14 protein-coding genes and 1 pseudogene are annotated in these 16,109 nt (G+C 71.1%); 6 read left to right on the top strand and 9 right to left on the bottom strand.

Features of this window, described 5'->3' with window-relative positions; translation table 11 throughout:
- On the bottom strand, positions 1-562 hold a 562-nt coding region (locus ACIHAD_RS19620; RefSeq protein WP_397355909.1), incomplete at its 3' end, for an alpha/beta fold hydrolase.
- A 134-nt stretch (positions 563-696) separates the two neighbouring features.
- Between ACIHAD_RS19620 and ACIHAD_RS19625 the strand changes: the two genes are divergently transcribed.
- A complete protein-coding gene (locus ACIHAD_RS19625; RefSeq protein ID WP_397355910.1) occupies positions 697-870 on the top strand; it encodes a hypothetical protein in 174 nt (57 codons plus the stop codon).
- 7 nt (positions 871-877) lie between these two features.
- Here the strand turns inward: ACIHAD_RS19625 and ACIHAD_RS19630 are convergent, their stop codons facing one another.
- Entirely contained in the window at positions 878-1,537 is a 660-nt protein-coding gene (locus tag ACIHAD_RS19630; protein WP_397355911.1) for a helix-turn-helix domain-containing protein, read from the bottom strand.
- 198 nt (positions 1,538-1,735) lie between these two features.
- On the opposite strand from ACIHAD_RS19630, the gene ACIHAD_RS19635 reads away from it, so the two are divergent.
- Entirely contained in the window at positions 1,736-2,977 is a 1,242-nt protein-coding gene (locus ACIHAD_RS19635; protein WP_397355912.1) for a serine hydrolase domain-containing protein, read from the top strand.
- A 371-nt stretch (positions 2,978-3,348) separates the two neighbouring features.
- Here ACIHAD_RS19635 and ACIHAD_RS19640 read toward each other — a convergent pair whose 3' ends face one another.
- From ACIHAD_RS19640 to ACIHAD_RS19650, 3 genes are all read right to left on the bottom strand, one after another.
- On the bottom strand, positions 3,349-4,239 hold the full coding sequence (locus tag ACIHAD_RS19640; RefSeq protein WP_397355913.1) for a GntR family transcriptional regulator: 891 nt from the start codon (positions 4,237-4,239) through the stop codon (positions 3,349-3,351).
- Between the two features lie 11 nt (positions 4,240-4,250).
- Entirely contained in the window at positions 4,251-5,510 is a 1,260-nt protein-coding gene (locus ACIHAD_RS19645) for a carotenoid oxygenase family protein (protein WP_397355914.1), read from the bottom strand.
- 580 nt (positions 5,511-6,090) lie between these two features.
- Positions 6,091-6,513: a hypothetical protein gene (locus tag ACIHAD_RS19650; protein WP_397355915.1), complete on the bottom strand. Its 423-nt coding sequence runs from the start codon at positions 6,511-6,513 to the stop codon at positions 6,091-6,093.
- Between the two features lie 203 nt (positions 6,514-6,716).
- Between ACIHAD_RS19650 and ACIHAD_RS19655 the strand changes: the two genes are divergently transcribed.
- From ACIHAD_RS19655 to ACIHAD_RS19665, 3 genes and pseudogenes are all read left to right on the top strand, one after another.
- Positions 6,717-6,902: a helix-turn-helix domain-containing protein gene (locus ACIHAD_RS19655; protein WP_397355916.1), complete on the top strand. Its 186-nt coding sequence runs from the start codon at positions 6,717-6,719 to the stop codon at positions 6,900-6,902.
- Positions 6,842-9,832, top strand: coding sequence for a WD40 repeat domain-containing protein (locus ACIHAD_RS19660; protein WP_397355917.1), 2,991 nt, complete (start codon positions 6,842-6,844; stop codon positions 9,830-9,832). The genes ACIHAD_RS19655 and ACIHAD_RS19660 overlap by 61 nt, the downstream gene beginning before the upstream one ends.
- A 79-nt stretch (positions 9,833-9,911) precedes the next feature.
- Positions 9,912-10,217 (top strand): annotated as a pseudogene (locus tag ACIHAD_RS19665) (pyridoxal-phosphate dependent enzyme); the annotation flags it as partial.
- Between the two features lie 23 nt (positions 10,218-10,240).
- Here ACIHAD_RS19665 and ACIHAD_RS19670 read toward each other — a convergent pair.
- Positions 10,241-10,471 (bottom strand): hypothetical protein, encoded by a 231-nt coding sequence (locus ACIHAD_RS19670; protein ID WP_397355918.1) that lies wholly within the window; start codon positions 10,469-10,471, stop codon positions 10,241-10,243.
- Between the two features lie 101 nt (positions 10,472-10,572).
- On the opposite strand from ACIHAD_RS19670, the gene ACIHAD_RS19675 reads away from it, so the two are divergent.
- The gene (locus ACIHAD_RS19675; RefSeq protein WP_397355919.1) at positions 10,573-10,746 is read left to right on the top strand and encodes a hypothetical protein; all 174 of its coding nucleotides are present in this window, start codon (positions 10,573-10,575) and stop codon (positions 10,744-10,746) included.
- A gap of 63 nt (positions 10,747-10,809) precedes the next feature.
- Here the strand turns inward: ACIHAD_RS19675 and ACIHAD_RS19680 are convergent, their stop codons facing one another.
- From ACIHAD_RS19680 to ACIHAD_RS19690, 3 genes are read right to left on the bottom strand one after another with little or no spacing between them, the layout of a single operon-like run.
- Positions 10,810-12,501, bottom strand: a complete 1,692-nt coding sequence (locus ACIHAD_RS19680) for a (2,3-dihydroxybenzoyl)adenylate synthase (protein WP_397355920.1) — start codon at positions 12,499-12,501, stop codon at positions 10,810-10,812.
- Positions 12,482-14,554, bottom strand: a complete 2,073-nt coding sequence (locus ACIHAD_RS19685) for an acetate--CoA ligase family protein (protein WP_397355921.1) — start codon at positions 14,552-14,554, stop codon at positions 12,482-12,484. Before ACIHAD_RS19685 ends, ACIHAD_RS19680 begins: the two co-directional genes overlap by 20 nt.
- Complete coding sequence (locus ACIHAD_RS19690) at positions 14,551-16,107, bottom strand: FAD-dependent monooxygenase (RefSeq protein ID WP_397355922.1); 1,557 nt, start codon at positions 16,105-16,107, stop codon at positions 14,551-14,553. The genes ACIHAD_RS19685 and ACIHAD_RS19690 overlap by 4 nt, the downstream gene beginning before the upstream one ends.
- Between the last annotated feature and the right edge of the window lie 2 nt (positions 16,108-16,109).

The raw sequence follows: 16,109 nt of genomic DNA on the forward strand, positions 1-16,109 counted from the left end.
TGGTGGCGTCGTAGATGAGGGTGTGGGCCACGGCCTCCATCGCCGGCCAGCCCGGGAAGTCGCGCATCGGGGCCACGAACTCGGCCGGGATGCCGACCGCGGCGGTGAGGAACAGCTCGCACATGTCGCCCCGGCGGCCCTCGGCCAGCAGTGCCACGAGCTGCTCGCGGTAGTCGGCCGGTACTGGTGTGCGGGTGCCGGGCAGGATGTAGGGGACCTCCCACACCGCCAGCTTGTCGACGGCGAGTCCGCGGGCGGCGGCTTCCAGGGCGATGATGCCGCCGCCGGAGGTGCCGTACAGGTGTGCCGACCCGCCCGCCGCGGCGATGATGGCCTCGATGTCCTCGTATTCGCGGTCCGCCGCGTAGGGGGCGGTGTCACCGCTGTCGCCGCGGCCGCGCCGGTCGTAGTTGTAGACGGTCAGGTCCTTGGCCAGCAGCTCGGCCAGGGGGGCGGTCGCGGATCGGTCGTTGGGGCCGGCGCCGATGAGGATCACCGCCGGGCCTTGCCCGATCCGGTCGTAGGCGATCGTGGTGCCGTCCTGCGAGATGACCTTGTCCATGTCGTTTCCCTCGTGTTCGTGTTCGTCGCTTGCGTGATCAGAATGCTTCATGTGGCAGTTGGCCGACATCCGTGGTCTCCACTGATTCGCCACTGAGGCATCCGTGACGTTCACACGTACGTGATGATGTCCGAATGATCGCAAAGGTGTCCCAGCGCGAGGGCGAGGTGCTGGCGGCGGTGGCGGCGCGGCTGTCGAACGCGCAGATCGCGAACAAGTTACGTGCCGAGGGCGTGGCGCAGGACCGGCTTGCCGATCGGAACGGTGTGAAGCGTCAGGCCGGGGCCGGCCTGGGGGGACGCGAGTGAGAGGTGTTCATGTCAGGAGGTTGCGCCAGCGGTCTGCCGACTCGATCATGTCGAGACTGACTCGCTCCAAGAACTCCGCCGCTTTGGTCAGTCGCTGCCGTACCGGGCTGTCTTGCCCGTAGGTCTCGGCCGCCGCCTTGCTGGCCTGCACCGTCTCAAGCGTCTGGCGCCTGCCGGTCACGATCGAGTGGTACCAGGCGTCGTCGTCGACCACGTAGATGTCGCGTCGCCGCCGCGGGTCGCGCTCGCGCCGCACGAACCCCAGCTCGACCAGGAACTTCACGGCCACGGAGACGGTGGCCGGACTGATCTGCAGCCGGTGGGCCAGTTCGGCCGCGGTGCGCCTGCCGTCCTCGGACAGCAGCAGGTCGATGTGGACGCGCGCGCACATCCTCGGCAGCCCCGTCCTGACCGCCAGCTCGACCAGCTCCGCCTCCATCGCGCCGCCCGGCGATCCGGCCGCGCGCGGAGGGGCCGGTGTGCCGCGCCGGGCCCGCCGGGTCGTCGCCTGGTGCGCCTGCTGGGGCCGATAGCCGCCGGGGCCGCCGTTGCGTGCGAGCTCCCGGGTGATCGTCGAGCTCGGCCGGCCGAGCCGCCTGGCGATCTCGCCATAGGAGAGCCCGTCGGCGAGTCCGGCCGCGATGCGCTCGCGGTCCTGCTGGGTCAATCGTCCTCCTGGCATGGCGCCAGTATTGCCTTCGTCGGCATTCATTGCAACGCTGCCTTGCATTTGCGTGCAGCGTCATTGCATCAATTTACGGCTTTCTATCTGCGTAAATACCACTTTCGTGATTGACGTTGTTACGAATGCAACGTAGCTTTCGCATTGCACGAAACACGTACTATCGCGATGTGAGGAACTCTCATGGCCACATCACCGCACGTGGTGAAGAACACCTCCCAGGCAGCGCGGGCGTCCCGCCGCACGGCGGCCACACTGCTGGCGGCCACACTGCTGGCCGGGGCGGTCACGCCCGTGACGGCCGCCGCGGACAGCCGGCCCGTACAGAGCGCCGCCACCGGACAGGACCGCCCGCAACTGCAGAAAGCCCTCCAAGACCTTGCCGATGCAGGCCTGGCCGGAATACAGCTGCGCGTACGCGACGAGCGAGGCGAATGGACCGGCAGCGCCGGGGTGCGCAAGCTCGGCCAGACCGCCAAACCCCCCACGAACGGTCGCTTCTGGACGGGCAGCGTCAACAAGACCCTCACCGCCACCCTGGTGCTGCAACTGGTGGCCGAAAACAAGATCGGGCTGGACGACCCGGTGGCCGACCACCTGCCCGACCTCGGGCTGGACCCGCGGATCACCGTACGGATGATGCTGCGCCACACCACCGGGCTGTTCAACTACACCGGTGACTTCGACGCCGACGGGAAATGGGAGCCGGGAGTCCCCGGCCAAGGCAAGGAATGGCTGGCCAACCGGTTCCACAGCTATCAGCCTGAGGAACTGGTACGGCTGGCGCTGTCCAAGAAACCCCGTTTCGAGCCGGGGACGGACCAGAGGTACGCCAACACCAACTACACGCTGGCCCTGCTGCTGATCGAGAAGGTCACCGCACGCTCCTACTCCGAGGAGATGCAGCGGCGGATCCTGCGCCCGCTCGGGATGCGGAGCACCGTGGTGCCGGGTGACCGTACGCAGATCCCCGGACCGCACGCCCACGGCTACCTCCGCTACCAGGAGGACGGCCAGTGGAAGGTGGTCGACGTCTCCCGCCAGAACCTCTCGCTGCTGGCCGGCGCCGGGGCACTCATCTCGACCACCCGCGATCTCCAGACGTTCGTCTCCGCGCTGATGGGCGGCAAGCTCCTGCCGGCCCCGCTGCTGGCCGAGATGCGCAAGCCGTACGGCAAACTCGGCTACGGCCTCGGGCTGTGGGTGCAGGACCTCGGGCCGAACTGCGGCGGCATCGTCTACCAGCACAACGGCAGCCCTCCGGCGGGCTACGGCGCGCTGATGTACAGCTCGCCCGACGGCAGGAAGACCCTGACCGCCTCGCTCACCACCGGGGACGCCACGGCCGATCCGGCAGCGATGTACCCGAAGGTGGTGGAAAGGCTCCTCAAGGAGGTGTTCTGCGACGGGAAGACCGCTCGCTGACGGGCTGCCCAGCGCCCCCCGCGGCCGGTCCCCGTATGACGGGCCCGCCGATGTTTCCGCGGGGGTTGCACCTTGGGCCCCGCTCGGCCGCCCTCCTCATGACGGGGCTGCTGACCACGCCCGCTGCCGCCGGGGCCCAGGCCGCCGCGCCGATGTCCGCCGACGACCTCGCCACGATGTGGGGGGACAGTCCATCGGGTTGGCGTCCGGCAGGTCGTGGCGGACGGCCCACCTGGTGAAGGAGGGCGGCGAAGGCGATCAGGTCGCCGAGGGACGTGGTCGAGACCGCGGTGCCACTGGGCCGCTCCGGCGTCCAATCGACGTGCCGACTCTGGTGAAGGCCCGGTCACCGGCGGACGGTGAAGGCCCGGTCACCGGCGGATCTCCCGGGGTGCGATCACGGTGGCCAGGCCGTCCAGCAGGCGTTCGAGGCCGAAGGTGAACAGTGATTCCAGGTCGAGCTCCGCGCCCGGCTCCGCGACCTGGGCGATCAGCGGCCCGTCGACGGACAGCTTGGCCTGGCCCCACTGCTTGCTGGTCATGCCCGTGTCCAGTTCGGCGATGGCCTCGCTCTCGATGTTGATCGCCGTCCCCCGGACGTAGTTCACGATCGTGCCGTAGACGTGCACGCGGGTGATCGGGTCCAGGCCGAGGCCGTCGAGCGCGCGCAGGGTCCATACCCCGTACGCGAGCTGCCCGGGCAGTGTGGCCGGCCGGGTGATGGACACGAGCCGTGGCAGCCAGGGATGGCGCTGGTAGGCCGCCCACTGCAGCTGAGCGGCCACCCGCAGGTGGGAACGCCATCCCGGCGGTGGCGCCGGATATTCGATCTCGGCGAACGCGGCGTCGGCGATCAGCTGGGTGAGCTCGGCCTTGGCGTCGAGGTGCCGGTAGAGGGCCATGGTGGCGACGCCGAGCTTGGCCGCGACCGCCCGCATGGACAGTGCGGCCAGGCCGTCGGCGTCGGCGATCTCCATGGCGACGCGGACGACGCGGTCGCGTCCGAGACTCCCGGCTGAACGTGAGGGCAGCCTCCGCGGAGCGACCACGGCGCCGACCCGAGACACCGACTCGATGGCGCCGGCCTGCTTGAGCGCGGCCAGCGCCTTGGTGGCCGTCGCCATGGCGACGCCCCATTCGCGCATGATCGCCCTGGTGGTCGGAACGGGAGCGCCGGGCTGCAACTCTCCGTCGGCGATGCGCCGCTCGATGTCGGCGACGATCCGGAGGTACGGCGGTTGCGGATCGTTCACGACGGCCATGCTGCCACGTCTCAGCGGTCAGGCAGCCAGTTGCCGTGCAGACCGAGCGGCACCCTGACCGGGAGCTGGACGCGCGCGACGGGCTCGCCGGTGAAGTCCTGGGCCGAGAGGATCACCAGGTCGCTGGCGTTTCGGCGAGGATTGTGCACGTACGTGAGCAGGTACCCCTCGTCCTCGCCTTGCCCCGCGGCGGCGAACACGGCCTCTCCGACCGCCTCGTCCCTGCCGAACCCGTGTACTTCGTTCGTCCCTCGTTTCAGGTCGTGCTTGACCAGGGCGTTGGTGAAGGCGTGGTCCGGCGGCATGCCCTGGGGCGCGAAGGGGATCCCGTACAGGGCTGTCGCGGCCGAGTAGCCATATCGGTGTGGGCGGGTGGTACGTGCCTCGTTCACCCGCGGGAAGTCCTGCGGCCGGTCGTCGACGCGCCGCTGGTGGATCTTGTCCGGTGTGATCGTCCAGCGGTCCAGCGTGGGCCGGATCGCTCCGGGGTCGGCGGGATCGAACGGTCCCTCGGCCGTGACCAGGTCGACCACGATCGCGTCGCCGTCGTCGTAGGCGTTGAGCGTGTGGCTGACATGGATCGGGTCGATGTCCAGCCAGCGCACGTCACCACCGGTCCGCGGCATGACCCCCACGCGCGTCGGGTGCCCCGGCAGCCACCGGCACTCGAACCCGTCGAAACCCAGCGGCGTGTCCCACAACACCACGTGTTCCTCGGTGAGCGCGAAGTCGTGCATGAACGGCGTCCGCGTCATGGGGATGGCGGTGGTCTGGACGACACTCCCCCCGGGGTCGGTCACGATGTACTGGACGAAGTCGCGGCCCGGCATGTACGACAGCGAATGCAGCTCGCCGGTGAGCGGGTCGTGCTTGGAGTGCGCCCCCGCCGTGAACCCTTCCTCGGTCCCTCCCAGCTCGCACACGCGGACGGTGTTCAGTTCCTCGTCCAACTCGGCGGGCGGCAGGCCACCCTCCGCCAAGGCGAAGGTGCGCTGAGCGTGCTCGATCACGTGCACCATGGGCGCGAAGCCCGGTGTGCGCACGAAGCGGTTGCGGTACCACTCGGCCCGGCCGTCACGTAGCCGCACCCCGTGCACCATGCCCTGGCCCATGCCCCAGAGGTGCACAACGGGGTCTTCCACGCCCAGAGGGTTGGGCCCGTTGCGCAGGTAGCGTCCGTTGAGCTCGGCCGGGATCCGCCCGGTGACGGGCAGGTCGTAGGCGGTGACTTCTTCAGCGACGGGCGCGAAGGGCCCTTCCAGATACTTCATGTGGACACCGTACGCAGGGGAATGCCTGCCCCTGCGGCAGCAACGAAAAATGCCGTGCTGTGCACTAGTGCAACCGCATGAGTCCACCCGAAAGGGACCCTCACGGCATCGCGGTTCCGAAGAGAATGCGGGCAGCTTGCACACCCCGGCGGAGCCCGTGTCGCTGATCCCCCAGGTTTCGCCCTTCGCGTTGTCCCAAGATGCCCTTCACTCTCCGCCACGGACCTTCCGCGCGGTCATGCGCAACTTTGCGGCCGGTGACGCGTACCCGAGCGAGGGGGGCCTCCTCGGAGAACTTCTTCTCTGACAACGCACCACTCCATGTGCCGTACCGGACAAAACCGGAACGAACGTAGCGGCAGTGATCATCAGCCCGCCACGGGAGCTCAACTCCTCCGTTACTGTCAGGCGCTACTTCGTGGGAATTTCCTCGTTGCTAGTGGGCCCCCTACCGGACAGCCCGGCCGGCGGCCCGGGCCCGGTTGGGTCGGTCCAGGGTCGCGTGGCCCCGGCGGTCCGGTCCGACGGCCTCCGTGGCGTCGGACCGGACCGGTTCCGCCGGACTATCGGCGGATGGGGACTACGCGGCGCAGTTTTCCCTTCTCCACTGGATCCGGGTGACGGTCACGGGGGAGTCGACCGTCTCGTGTCCCGCCGCGAGGTCGCCGTCCTCGGCGCGGTGGATGCACTTCGAGTAGGCGGCGCCGTTCGAGTAGACGTATGAGACAAGGACGTGGTCATAGGTGGCGACCACGCCGTTGTTGAAGAAGGATCGGACGCCCTTGTACGGGCTGTTGGCCACGCTGGACGACCAGTCTTCGCCCCGGCCGATGCCGATCTTCGTGCCTGCCGAGATCACTTCGGTGGAGTACATGCAGAAGTCTCCGGCTGCGCAGCCGTACGCCGTGTAGGAGGAAAGGGCTTCCGCGCTCGCCGGCGACGCGAACGCCAGCCCCGCCAGAGAGGCGGCGACGACAGCAGCCGGGATGAACCTTTTCAGCATGAGTTCTCCTCGTTTTGTTGCCTGGGCGGTTCCAGGTCGTGAAATGGCCGGCCCGCCGAGCGGATATCGGCAGGCAGGGGCCAGTCTTGGCGGCTGCTGAATTGTCTGGAACCCCGATTCGCCCCCTGGACAAAACTTGATCACGTCCACATGGCTGGGTACGTTGTGCTGGTTTGCCCGTATTCGGGGATATGGGGGATCGTGTGGGGCGTCGTGAACGGCCGGTCGATCCGGCGGATGGCCCGATGGCCGCCTTCGCCGTGGAGTTGCGCAAGCTCCGCAGGGAGGCGGGCGGGCTGTCCTATCGGGCGATGGCCGCTCGGGTGCCGTGCTCGGCTGCCACGCTGGCGCAGGCCGCCGCGGGAGACCGGCGGCGGCCGCCGGGCTGATCGTCCAGCGTGAACTGACCGCGACCGTCATCGAGGAGGTGGCGGGCGAGCCCGGTGGGCTGCCGCTGATGTCGCACGCCCTGCTGGAGACCTGGCGGCGCCACCACGGCAAGGCGCTCACCCTGACCGACTACGAAGCCGCCGGCGGCATTCACGGCGCCGTCGCGCACACCGCCGAAACCCTCTACACCGATCTCGCCGCCGTCGAGCGGCTGCGGTTACGCGAGCTGCTGCTGCGTCTGGTCACGCCGGGCGAGGCTGGCGCGCAGGACACCCGCCGCCCGGTGCGGCGTGCCGAACTGGTCACGGCCGACCCGCACGACCCCGGCCCGGTCCTGCTGGAACGACTGGCCGCCGCCCGCCTGATCACCCTGGACGACGACACCGCCGACCTGGCCCATGAGGCGCTGCTGACCGCCTGGCCCCGCCTGCGCGACTGGGTCGAGGAAGACCGCGAACGGCTACGCGTCCACCGCCGCCTGACCGAGGCCGCCACCGCCTGGAACGACCACGCCCGCGACCCCGGCACCCTCTACCGCGGACTCCAACTGGCCATCGCCCGCCAACACCTCACCCAGCACCTCGACACACTCACCCCCACAGAGCGGACCTTCCTGCAAGCCGGCACAGCCGCCCACCACAGCGCACGCCGCCGACGCAGACTGCGCACCTTGATCCTGTCGGTCGTGGCAACGCTCGCACTGGTGGCGGCGTCCCTGGCCTGGCAGCAGAACACCGTCAGCAGCAAGCGGCAGCGCGAGGCGTACGCGCGTCAGCTGATCGGCACCGCCGAGAGCCTGCGCCAGTCCGACCCACGCCTGGCGATGCAGCTCAGCCTCGCCGCCTGGCGCCTGGCCGACCTCCCCGAGACCCGCGGCGCCCTGCTGACCGCGAGCCGCCAGCCCCAGCAGGACACCTTCACCGACCCCGACCTCGCCCCGGCCACCCTGCGCTGGCTGACCACCGACGGCCGCTCACTCATCAGCGCCGGCGCCTCTGGGATCACCCGCTGGGACCTGGACAGCCACCGGGCGATCTCCATCGCTCCTGGCCTGGGCAAGCGCCTGCCCGACACCGCCTTGGGCATGGGCGACGCCCGCAGGCTACCCATCCTGAATCGCCCTGCCTTTGACTCGGACGTGACGCTGTGGGACATGGTCACCGGCCACTACGAACCATCGCCGTTGGACACCGCCAGCCAGGGCGTCGAGGTCAGCCGCAGCGGAGAGCATGTCATCGTCTACCAGGCGGACGGCTCCCGCTACCGCGTCCGGGTGTGGGGCCTCGCCACCCGGCAGAAGATCCTGCAGGTGAGCACCCCCCGAAAGAAGTCAGGGCTGCATCAGGGGGAATCAGTTCGCGGGGTGGCCGTGACACGCACGCAAGGGCGGGAGGGCATCGAATTCGACGCTCCCGACGCCACGATCAGCGCGAACGGCAAGGTCATGGCGCTGTGCGTGCCCGACGCGCCGCTCCAGTTGTGGAGCCTGCGCAACGGCCACAAGATCACGGCGTCCTGGGCGCCGACGCTGTCGGCCAAGCAGTGCCGGGAAGAACGCCTGTTCCTGGACCCGGACGGACAACGGCTGCTGCTGGCCGAGGACGGACAGGTCCGGCAGTGGCACCTTCCCGACGGCAAGGAGGCCCCCGCCCTCGCCGCACCGGACGTATACGAAGTCGGATTCAGCCAGGACGGCTCCTATCTGGCCACGGCCAGCCTCGATGAGCTCCTGGTATGGCGGCCCAGCCAGACCGAAGAGCCACTGTTCCGGTACCCGCTCGGCGGCGAGCTCGCCGCCGACCTCAAGATCGACCTAGCGGCCGGCCGAGTCCGCTACCTTGCCGGGATGCTACACAGCGCGATCTCCTCGACGCTGACCACCGTCCGCACGCTTCGACTCAGTGCCGTCTTCGACAGCGACTGGACAAACGAATTCGCCAACAGCGCGACCTTCAGCCCCGACGGCCACCGCCTTGCCATCGCGTACTACGACCGAGTCGAGCTTCGTGATGGCACCACCGGGCAGCGCCTGCCCAGCCCACCGCCACTGCCCTGCCCCGCAGCCACCCCAGGCACGTTCGGATGCTTGGCAATCGCCGCCTTCCGACGCGACGGCCGGGTCCTGGCCTACAGCGAGGCCTCCCCGCTCTCGCCATCCAGGGCATGGCTGTGGGATCTCGACCGCCGGCGCGTCAGCGGGACCTCGCCACCCCTGGAAGTGGAAAAGGGACTCGCCTTCATCGGCAACAGCCTGTTGATCGGAGGGAGGATCACCAACGGCGACGATACCTCCCCCTCCAGCAAGACCACCGTCTGGGATCCGGCTGACAACCGCTTTTCGGCGACCGTGCCCCTCATCAGCGGCCGCCTCGCCATCGATCCCACCGAGCGGCTGTTGGTCACTTCACAGGGGCACATCGCCGATGTCACCAAGGGGGTGCCGATCCGCCGCGAGAGCAGCATCGGCTTGGCCGGCGCGCTGGCCTTCAGTCCCGACGGACGCCTCCTCGCCGCTGGCACGGGGAGCGGGCAGACCACCCTGTGGGACGGCAACGTGCGACGCTACCTCGGCACCCTGACGTCTACGACCTCGGCCGCAGACGTCAGCGCCCTCGCCTTCTCCCCGGACGCGCGCGTGCTCGCCGTCGGGATGGCCAACGGCGCAGTTCAGCTGTGGGACACCGAAACCCGGCAGCCCATGGGAGCGCCCATCATCACTCCTGGCAGCAGGATCTTCGCCATGTCCCTGCGCGACGACGTTCTCTACGTCGCGGCCGGATACATCCCCTATCAGCGATACGACCTCACCCCGGCGGCCGCGACCACGACGATCTGCCAACGGGCAGGCGGAGGCCTCACGCCGGAGTACTGGGCCGCCTATTTCCCGGCCTACCCCTACCAGTCCACGTGTGACCGTGACTCCCGGTGAGGCTCAGAGGGATCGGTAAATCTACAAATACAGGCCAGCCCCACACACGCCCTGACCAGTCCGGTCATCGTGCGGCACCGCAGGGGCGGGCGTCTCGGGGCTCGCCTCGTGGTGGCACGGCAGCCGGGTCGACGTCGTGGGGGTCGAGCCGCGCGGCTCCCGGGCTCTGCACGCGGCGCTCGAAGCCGGAGGTCCCGTGGACGTGACCGTCGACTCCGTCGCCGCCGACTCGCTGGGGCCGCGCAACGTCGGAGACCTCGTGCACCGGATCTGCGCGCAAGCCGTCTTCCGCGTCGTCCTCGTGGACGACGACGACATCGTCCGCGCCCAGGCCGCGCTGTGGCGGGCCCTGCGGCTCCCGGCGGAGGCCGGCGGCGCCACCGCGCTGGCCGCCCTGCTCGGCGGCGCCTACCGGCCGCTGGCTGCCGACCATCCTTCAGGAGGCGGGAGCGGGGGAACCGGCGCCATCGGCTGGCTGACCGCCGTCCCCAGTGCGTGCGGCATGGTGGCGCTGCTGGTGAACGGGTTCCTGTCGGACCGGGCGCAGGAGCGCCGATGGCACATCATCGTGCCGTTCGCCCTGGCCGTCGCGGGACTGGCGATGACCGTCGTGACGGACGCCTCGGTCGTGCTCGTCACGCTGGCGATCACCCTGGCCAACATCGGGATCGTCGCCAGTTACCCCGTCTTCTGGTGCCTGCCCGGCGTCTTCCTGCAAGGGGGCCGCCGCCGCGGCGGGCATGGCGCTCATCTCGTCGATCGGCAACCTGGGCGGGTTCGTCGCCACCTACGCGCTCGCCTGGATGAAGGACCTGACCGGGAACGCGGCAAGCGGCTTCATCGCCGCGATCGTGCTCCTGGCCGCCAGCATGGTGATCATCCACCGCCTTCCCGCCTCGGAGGTGAACCGGTAGGGCGACGACCACCGCCCTCGCCCTGTGCCGCTTCGCGAGGGCCCGTGCCGCGCTGCTCCGACTTCAGTTCCGGTCAGGGGCATCACCGGAAAGCTCGGCCTCGAGGCGGCCGGCGATGTCGGTTCGCAGGGCCTTCTTGTCGATCTTGCCGACCTTGGTCCAGGCGAGTTCCTCGACGACGACGAGCCGTTCGGGAAGCTTGAAGCGGGCGACCTCCGCGCTCTCCATCCGCGCGCGGATCTCCTCCAGCGTGACCGTCGCTCCGTCCCGGGGCACGACGTACACGCACACGCGTTCCCCGAGCAGGGCGTCCGGCATGGCCACGGCGGCGACCTGGCTGACAGAGGGAAGCTGGTACACGAGGTTCTCGATCTCCTCGGCGGAGATCTTCTCCCCGCCCCGGTTGATCATGTCCTTGTCGCGGCCGGCCACCACGAGGTTGCCCTCGGGGGTACGCAGGCAGATGTCACCCGTGCGGAACCAGCCGTCGCCCGTGAAGGAGCGGGCGTTGTGCTCCGCCGCCCGGTAGTACCCGCGAGGGGTGTACGGCCCGCGCGTGAGCAGAAGTCCGGCCTGGCCGTCCGGTACGTCCCGGTCGTGCTCGTCCACGATTCTGATCTCGTCGGCAGGACACAGGGGACGGCCCTGCGTGGTGCACACCGTCTCCAGGGGGTCGTCCAGGCGGGTGAAGTTCAGCAGGCCCTCCGCCATGCCGAACACCTGCTGCAGCCTCGCCCCGAGCACCGGGTTCACCTTGTACGCCAGCTCGTCGGCGAGGCGGGCGCCGCCCACCTGGAGGACCCGCAGGCCGGCGAGCTGCCCGGCGCCGTGCTCGACGGCCCGCTCCAGCCAGCGACCGGCGACCGCGGGCACCACGGCGGTGTGCGTGACGCCTTCCGCCGCGATCGTGGCGAAGGCCCGTACCGGCTCGGGTGAGGGCAGCATGACCACCCGCCCACCGGCGAGCAGTACGCCCAAAATACCCGGGCAGGCGAGCGGGAAGTTGTGCCCGGCGGGCAGGCTGACCAGGTAGACCGACTCCGACGTGATCCCGGCGACCTCGGCGCTGGCCCGGGCGTTGTAGGCGTAGTCGTCGTGTGTGCGGGCGATGAGCTTGGGCAGGCCCGTCGTGCCCCCGGACAGCAGGAAGACGGCCACGTCCCGGGGGGACGGAGGGGGCGCGTCGAAGCCGGCCCGGCCGGCGGGCGGGCCGCACAGGGCCCGCAGGTCGACGCTTGCGGGTCTGACGTCGTCCCCGGCGACCAGCACCTGCCATCCGGCCCCGGTGGCGGCGCGTACGTCGGCCGCCAGGTCGTGGGCGAGTCGTTGGTGGTCGAAGTCCCTGGTCCGGTCGGGGACGGCGATCGCCACGGCCTCGGCGTGCACGGCCAGGTAGGTGAGCTCGGCCCGGCGATGGGCAGGCAGCGCCATCACGGGCACGATGCCCGCGCGCAGGCACGCCAGGAGGAGGACGACGAACTCCCACGAGTTGCCGAGTTGCATGATGATCCGCTCGCCCGGGGCGATGCCGAGGTCACGCAGGCGTCCGGCGGCGGCGTCGGCGCGATCGGCCAGCTCGCCGTACGTGAGGCGGAGCCCCGTCCCGTCGACCAGCGCCGTGGCGCCCGGATCGCGGTCGGCGACCTCTCGCAGCAGGGTGCCGATCGCGGCTCCGGCCCAGTAGCCCTTCTCGGTGAAGCGGGCGACGTCGGCGTCGGGCCAGGGCACGGTGTGCTCAGTGATCGGTGTGGGCATCGTCGGCCTTCCTGGTGAGGATGACGGCGTCAAGCGCGATCAGACCTTGTGGCGTGAGCCGTAGCGGATTGACCTCGATCTCGTCCAGGAGCGGATTCGCGGCGAGCAGGTCGCCGAGTCTGGAGACGATCGTGCCGAGGTCGTCGGGGTCGAGGACGGGGCCGCCGCGCCACCCGGCGAGCAGGGCCCGCCCGGCCAGCTCGGACGGCATGCCGGCTGCCTCGCCGGGGGACAGCGGGGCGAGCCTGACGGTGACGTCGGCCAGGGCTTCGGCCACCGTGCCGCCCAGCCCCACGAGCACCAGGGGGCCGAAGACGACGTCGCGTCGCGCGCCGACCACCAGATCGATCCCGGCCGGCGCCATGGCCTCGACCAGGTAGCGGCGCGCGCCGGCCGCGTCCAGCGCGTCGAGTGCGGCGTCCAGGGCGGTGTGGGTGGACACGCCCAGGTGGACGCCGCCGATCTCCGTCTTGTGCAGGACGTCGGCGTCCAGCAGCTTCACGGCCACCGGCGCCCCGACGGAGCCGAACGCGGCGTGGGCCGCGGCCCGGTCCGCGCAGGCACGGCGTGGCATGGTCGCCACGCCCAGCCGTTCGAGCAGGTCCTTGCCCGTGTGTTCGTCGTACCGGGTGGCCAGGCCGGTCGGCGCCTGCCACGGGACGGGGACGGCCGGGCGGGTCGTACGCGCGCGGGCGTCCGCCAGCAGTGCGGCAGTGGCGGCGGCGACGCCGCGGGCGTCGTGGGCCACGGGGACGCCCGACTCGCGCAGGGCCCTGCGGTCGCGGGTGACGTCGTCGCCCGTTCCCGCCAGCCCGAGGACGACGGGGACGCCTGCGGTCCTGCCTTCTGCGACGGCGGCGACGACGTCGACCGCGTCCGGTTCGTGCAGGACGTACCCGGCGATGACGTCCACGCCGGGGTCGGCGCCGGTGGCGGCGAGCACCGCTCCCAGCTCGGGCCCGGGGCGGCCGGTGTCGACCGGGTTGCGCTGGAAGGTCAGCGGCGGCAGCAGCCCGGCCAGGCTCCGGCGGGTGCCGGGGGTGAGCTCGGGCACCCGGATCCCGCGTCCTCGCAGGTCGTCGAGGAGCAGCAGCCCCGGACCCGCCTGGGCGGTGACGACACCGACCCCCGGGTCGGCGCAGGGGCGGGCCCGCGTCACCGCGAGCGCGCCGACGGCGTCGACGAGTTCGCGTTCGTCATCGACGAGGACCGCCCCCGCCTGCGCCAGTGCGGCGCGCGTGGTGCGCCAGGAGGTCGCGAGCGCCCCCGTGTGCGACGCGGCGAAGGCTCCGACATCGTGGCGGCCGACGACCAGGGCGACGACCGGCCGGGTCGCGGTGAGCCGGCGGACGCTCGCGACCAGCCGGGGCCCGTCCGCCACCGACTCGACGTGCAGTGCGACGGCGGCGGTGCGGGGATCGCCGGCGAGGTGGTCGAGGACGTCGGGGGCGGTGACATCGGCTCCGTTCCCGAGGCCGACGGCGAGGCTGACGCCGTGCCCCGCCTCGGTCAGCGCGAACGCCAGGGCGTGGTTGACGCCGCCGCTGGCGGCCACGACGGCGACGGCGCCGGGCGCCACCCGGTGGGCGCCGGGGACGAAGCTGGCGGTCAGCCGCGCGTGGGGGGCGAGGAAGCCGCTGGTGTTCGGGCCGAGGAGCCGAAGGCCCGAGTCCCGGGCGATGGCGCCGAGCCGTCGCTGGTGCTCGATCCCGGCGCCGCCCGCCTCCGCGAACCCGCCGCCGCACACGACGGCGGCCCGCACGCCCGCGGCGGCCGCCTCGGTGAGCACGTCGGCGCAGGCCGCGGCGGGGACGCAGAGCAGCGCGAGGTCGACGGGACCCGCGTCGGCCGCGGCGCCGACGGACGGGTACATGGTGGCGTCGCGCGTGTTCACCAGTGCCAGGAACCCGCCGAAGCCGGACAGCGAACGGGCCATGGCGGCGCCGAGCTTGCCCGGGTCGCGGGAAGCGCCGACGACCGCGACGCCGCGCGGCGCGAACAGCGGGCCGAGGTCGTTCACGCGATCGCCCCGACCGGGTACGAGGTCGTTCACGCGAGCACTCCGACCAGGTCCGCGCGGCCGGACAGCACCGTGGTCAGCGCCCGGTCCCGGTCACATTCCCGCTCGATCAGCAGTACGGGAAGTCCCGCGCGCATCCGTGCCTCCTCACACAACCGGGTTCGGGTCAGGGCCGTGCCGCCGTGCACGGCGACCAGCGCCGGGCCGGTGGCGAGGGACTCGCACAGACCGGGCAGGCCGGCCTCGCTGTCCGGCGCCTTCAGCAGAGCGCCCCACGCGCCGGGCAGCGGAGTCGCGGAAAGCGGCAGATCGGTCTTCCCCCGGACGGCGGCCGGGGCGCCGTCCGCGGCGGCCACGACGTCGAGCAGCCGGCCGGGCGCCGACCAGCCCGCGGATTCGAAGCGCGTCTCCAGGGGGGCGGCGCCGTGCAGGTCCCGCCACCGGCGGTGGGCCCAGTCGGTGAACCGTGGCGCGCGTCTGGCCAGCCGCGCGTCGGAGATGCTGCGGGACATGAAGTGGTAGGCGAACTGCCACGGCTCAAGGGCGTCGTAGTAGCTGCCGAAGCTCTCCCACCAGGCGAGGCTGGGCCGCGCCGAGTCCTGGATGTGCCGGACCGGCGGCTGGGCCGCCTGCTCGTAGCTCGCGAGGGCCGTCCCGAGGTCGCCGGGGTGCCCGGTCAGCGCCCGCGTGAGCGCGACGGCGTCCTCCATGGCCATTTTGGTGCCCGAGCCCACGGAGAAGTGCGCGGTGTGCACGGCGTCGCCGAGCAGCACGACGGGCCGCGGGGTCAGGGTGTGCCAGTGGCGGGTGCGGCGCGTGCGGAAGCCGGCCCAGCGGGAGTTGTTGGTGAGCAGCCGTCCGCCCTCGATCTGCTCGGCGAACAGCATCTCCAGGTACGCCTTGGAGCGCAGGTCGCTCGCCCCGGGCGGCAGGCTCTCGTCGAACGCATCGAGACCGGCACGCCGCCAGGACGCCTCGTCGGTCTCCACGATGAACGTCGACATGGTGTCGGAGATCGGATATCCGTGCACCGCGAAGACACCGTCAGGGCCGCGTTCGTGGATGAAGGTGAGCCCGTCGAAGAGGTGGTCGGTGCCGAACCAGATGAACTTGGCCGCGGCGGTCTCCACCTGTGAGCCGAGGACGGGGCCGAGCGCCTCGCGGATCTGCGAGGAGGCCCCGTCGGCGGCCACCACGAGGTCGTAGCCCGCCAGGTCGTCGAGCGTCACCTCGGTGGAGAACCGGAGGTCCGCCCCGACCGAGCGGGCCCGTTCCTGGAGAAGCAGGAGCAGCGTGCGCCGGACGACCGCGGCCATGCCGTTGCCGCCGCACCTGATCCGATCGCCCTTCAGCCGCAGCTCGATGTCGTCCCAGTGCCTGCCGTGCTCGGTCAGGGCCGCGCGCAGCACGGGGTCCGCCGCGTGGATCGCCTCCAGGGTCCGGTCGGAGAAGACGACCCCGAAGCCGAAGGTGTCGTCGGCGCGGTTGCGCTCGAAGACGGTTACCGCGGACGACGGGTCCGCCTGCCGGATCAGCGTGGCGAAGAACAACCCGCCGGGCCCGCCGCCGACCACCGCGATGCGCATGG

Source organism: Nonomuraea sp. NPDC052265 (assembly GCF_044547985.1).
Lineage (GTDB): Bacteria > Actinomycetota > Actinomycetes > Streptosporangiales > Streptosporangiaceae > Nonomuraea.

Bases quoted from the DNA above. Each gene is read 5' to 3' on its own strand.
- ACIHAD_RS19625 (WP_397355910.1), top strand. From the start codon at position 697: ATGATCGCAAAGGTGTCCCAGCGCGAGGGCGAGGTGCTGGCGGCGGTG.
- ACIHAD_RS19635 (WP_397355912.1), top strand. From the start codon at position 1,736: ATGGCCACATCACCGCACGTGGTGAAGAACACCTCCCAGGCAGCGCGG.
- ACIHAD_RS19640 (WP_397355913.1), bottom strand. From the start codon at position 4,239: ATGGCCGTCGTGAACGATCCGCAACCGCCGTACCTCCGGATCGTCGCC.
- ACIHAD_RS19645 (WP_397355914.1), bottom strand. From the start codon at position 5,510: ATGAAGTATCTGGAAGGGCCCTTCGCGCCCGTCGCTGAAGAAGTCACC.
- ACIHAD_RS19650 (WP_397355915.1), bottom strand. From the start codon at position 6,513: ATGCTGAAAAGGTTCATCCCGGCTGCTGTCGTCGCCGCCTCTCTGGCG.
- ACIHAD_RS19675 (WP_397355919.1), top strand. From the start codon at position 10,573: ATGGCGCTCATCTCGTCGATCGGCAACCTGGGCGGGTTCGTCGCCACC.
- ACIHAD_RS19680 (WP_397355920.1), bottom strand. From the start codon at position 12,501: ATGCCCACACCGATCACTGAGCACACCGTGCCCTGGCCCGACGCCGAC.
- ACIHAD_RS19690 (WP_397355922.1), bottom strand. From the start codon at position 16,107: ATGCGCATCGCGGTGGTCGGCGGCGGGCCCGGCGGGTTGTTCTTCGCC.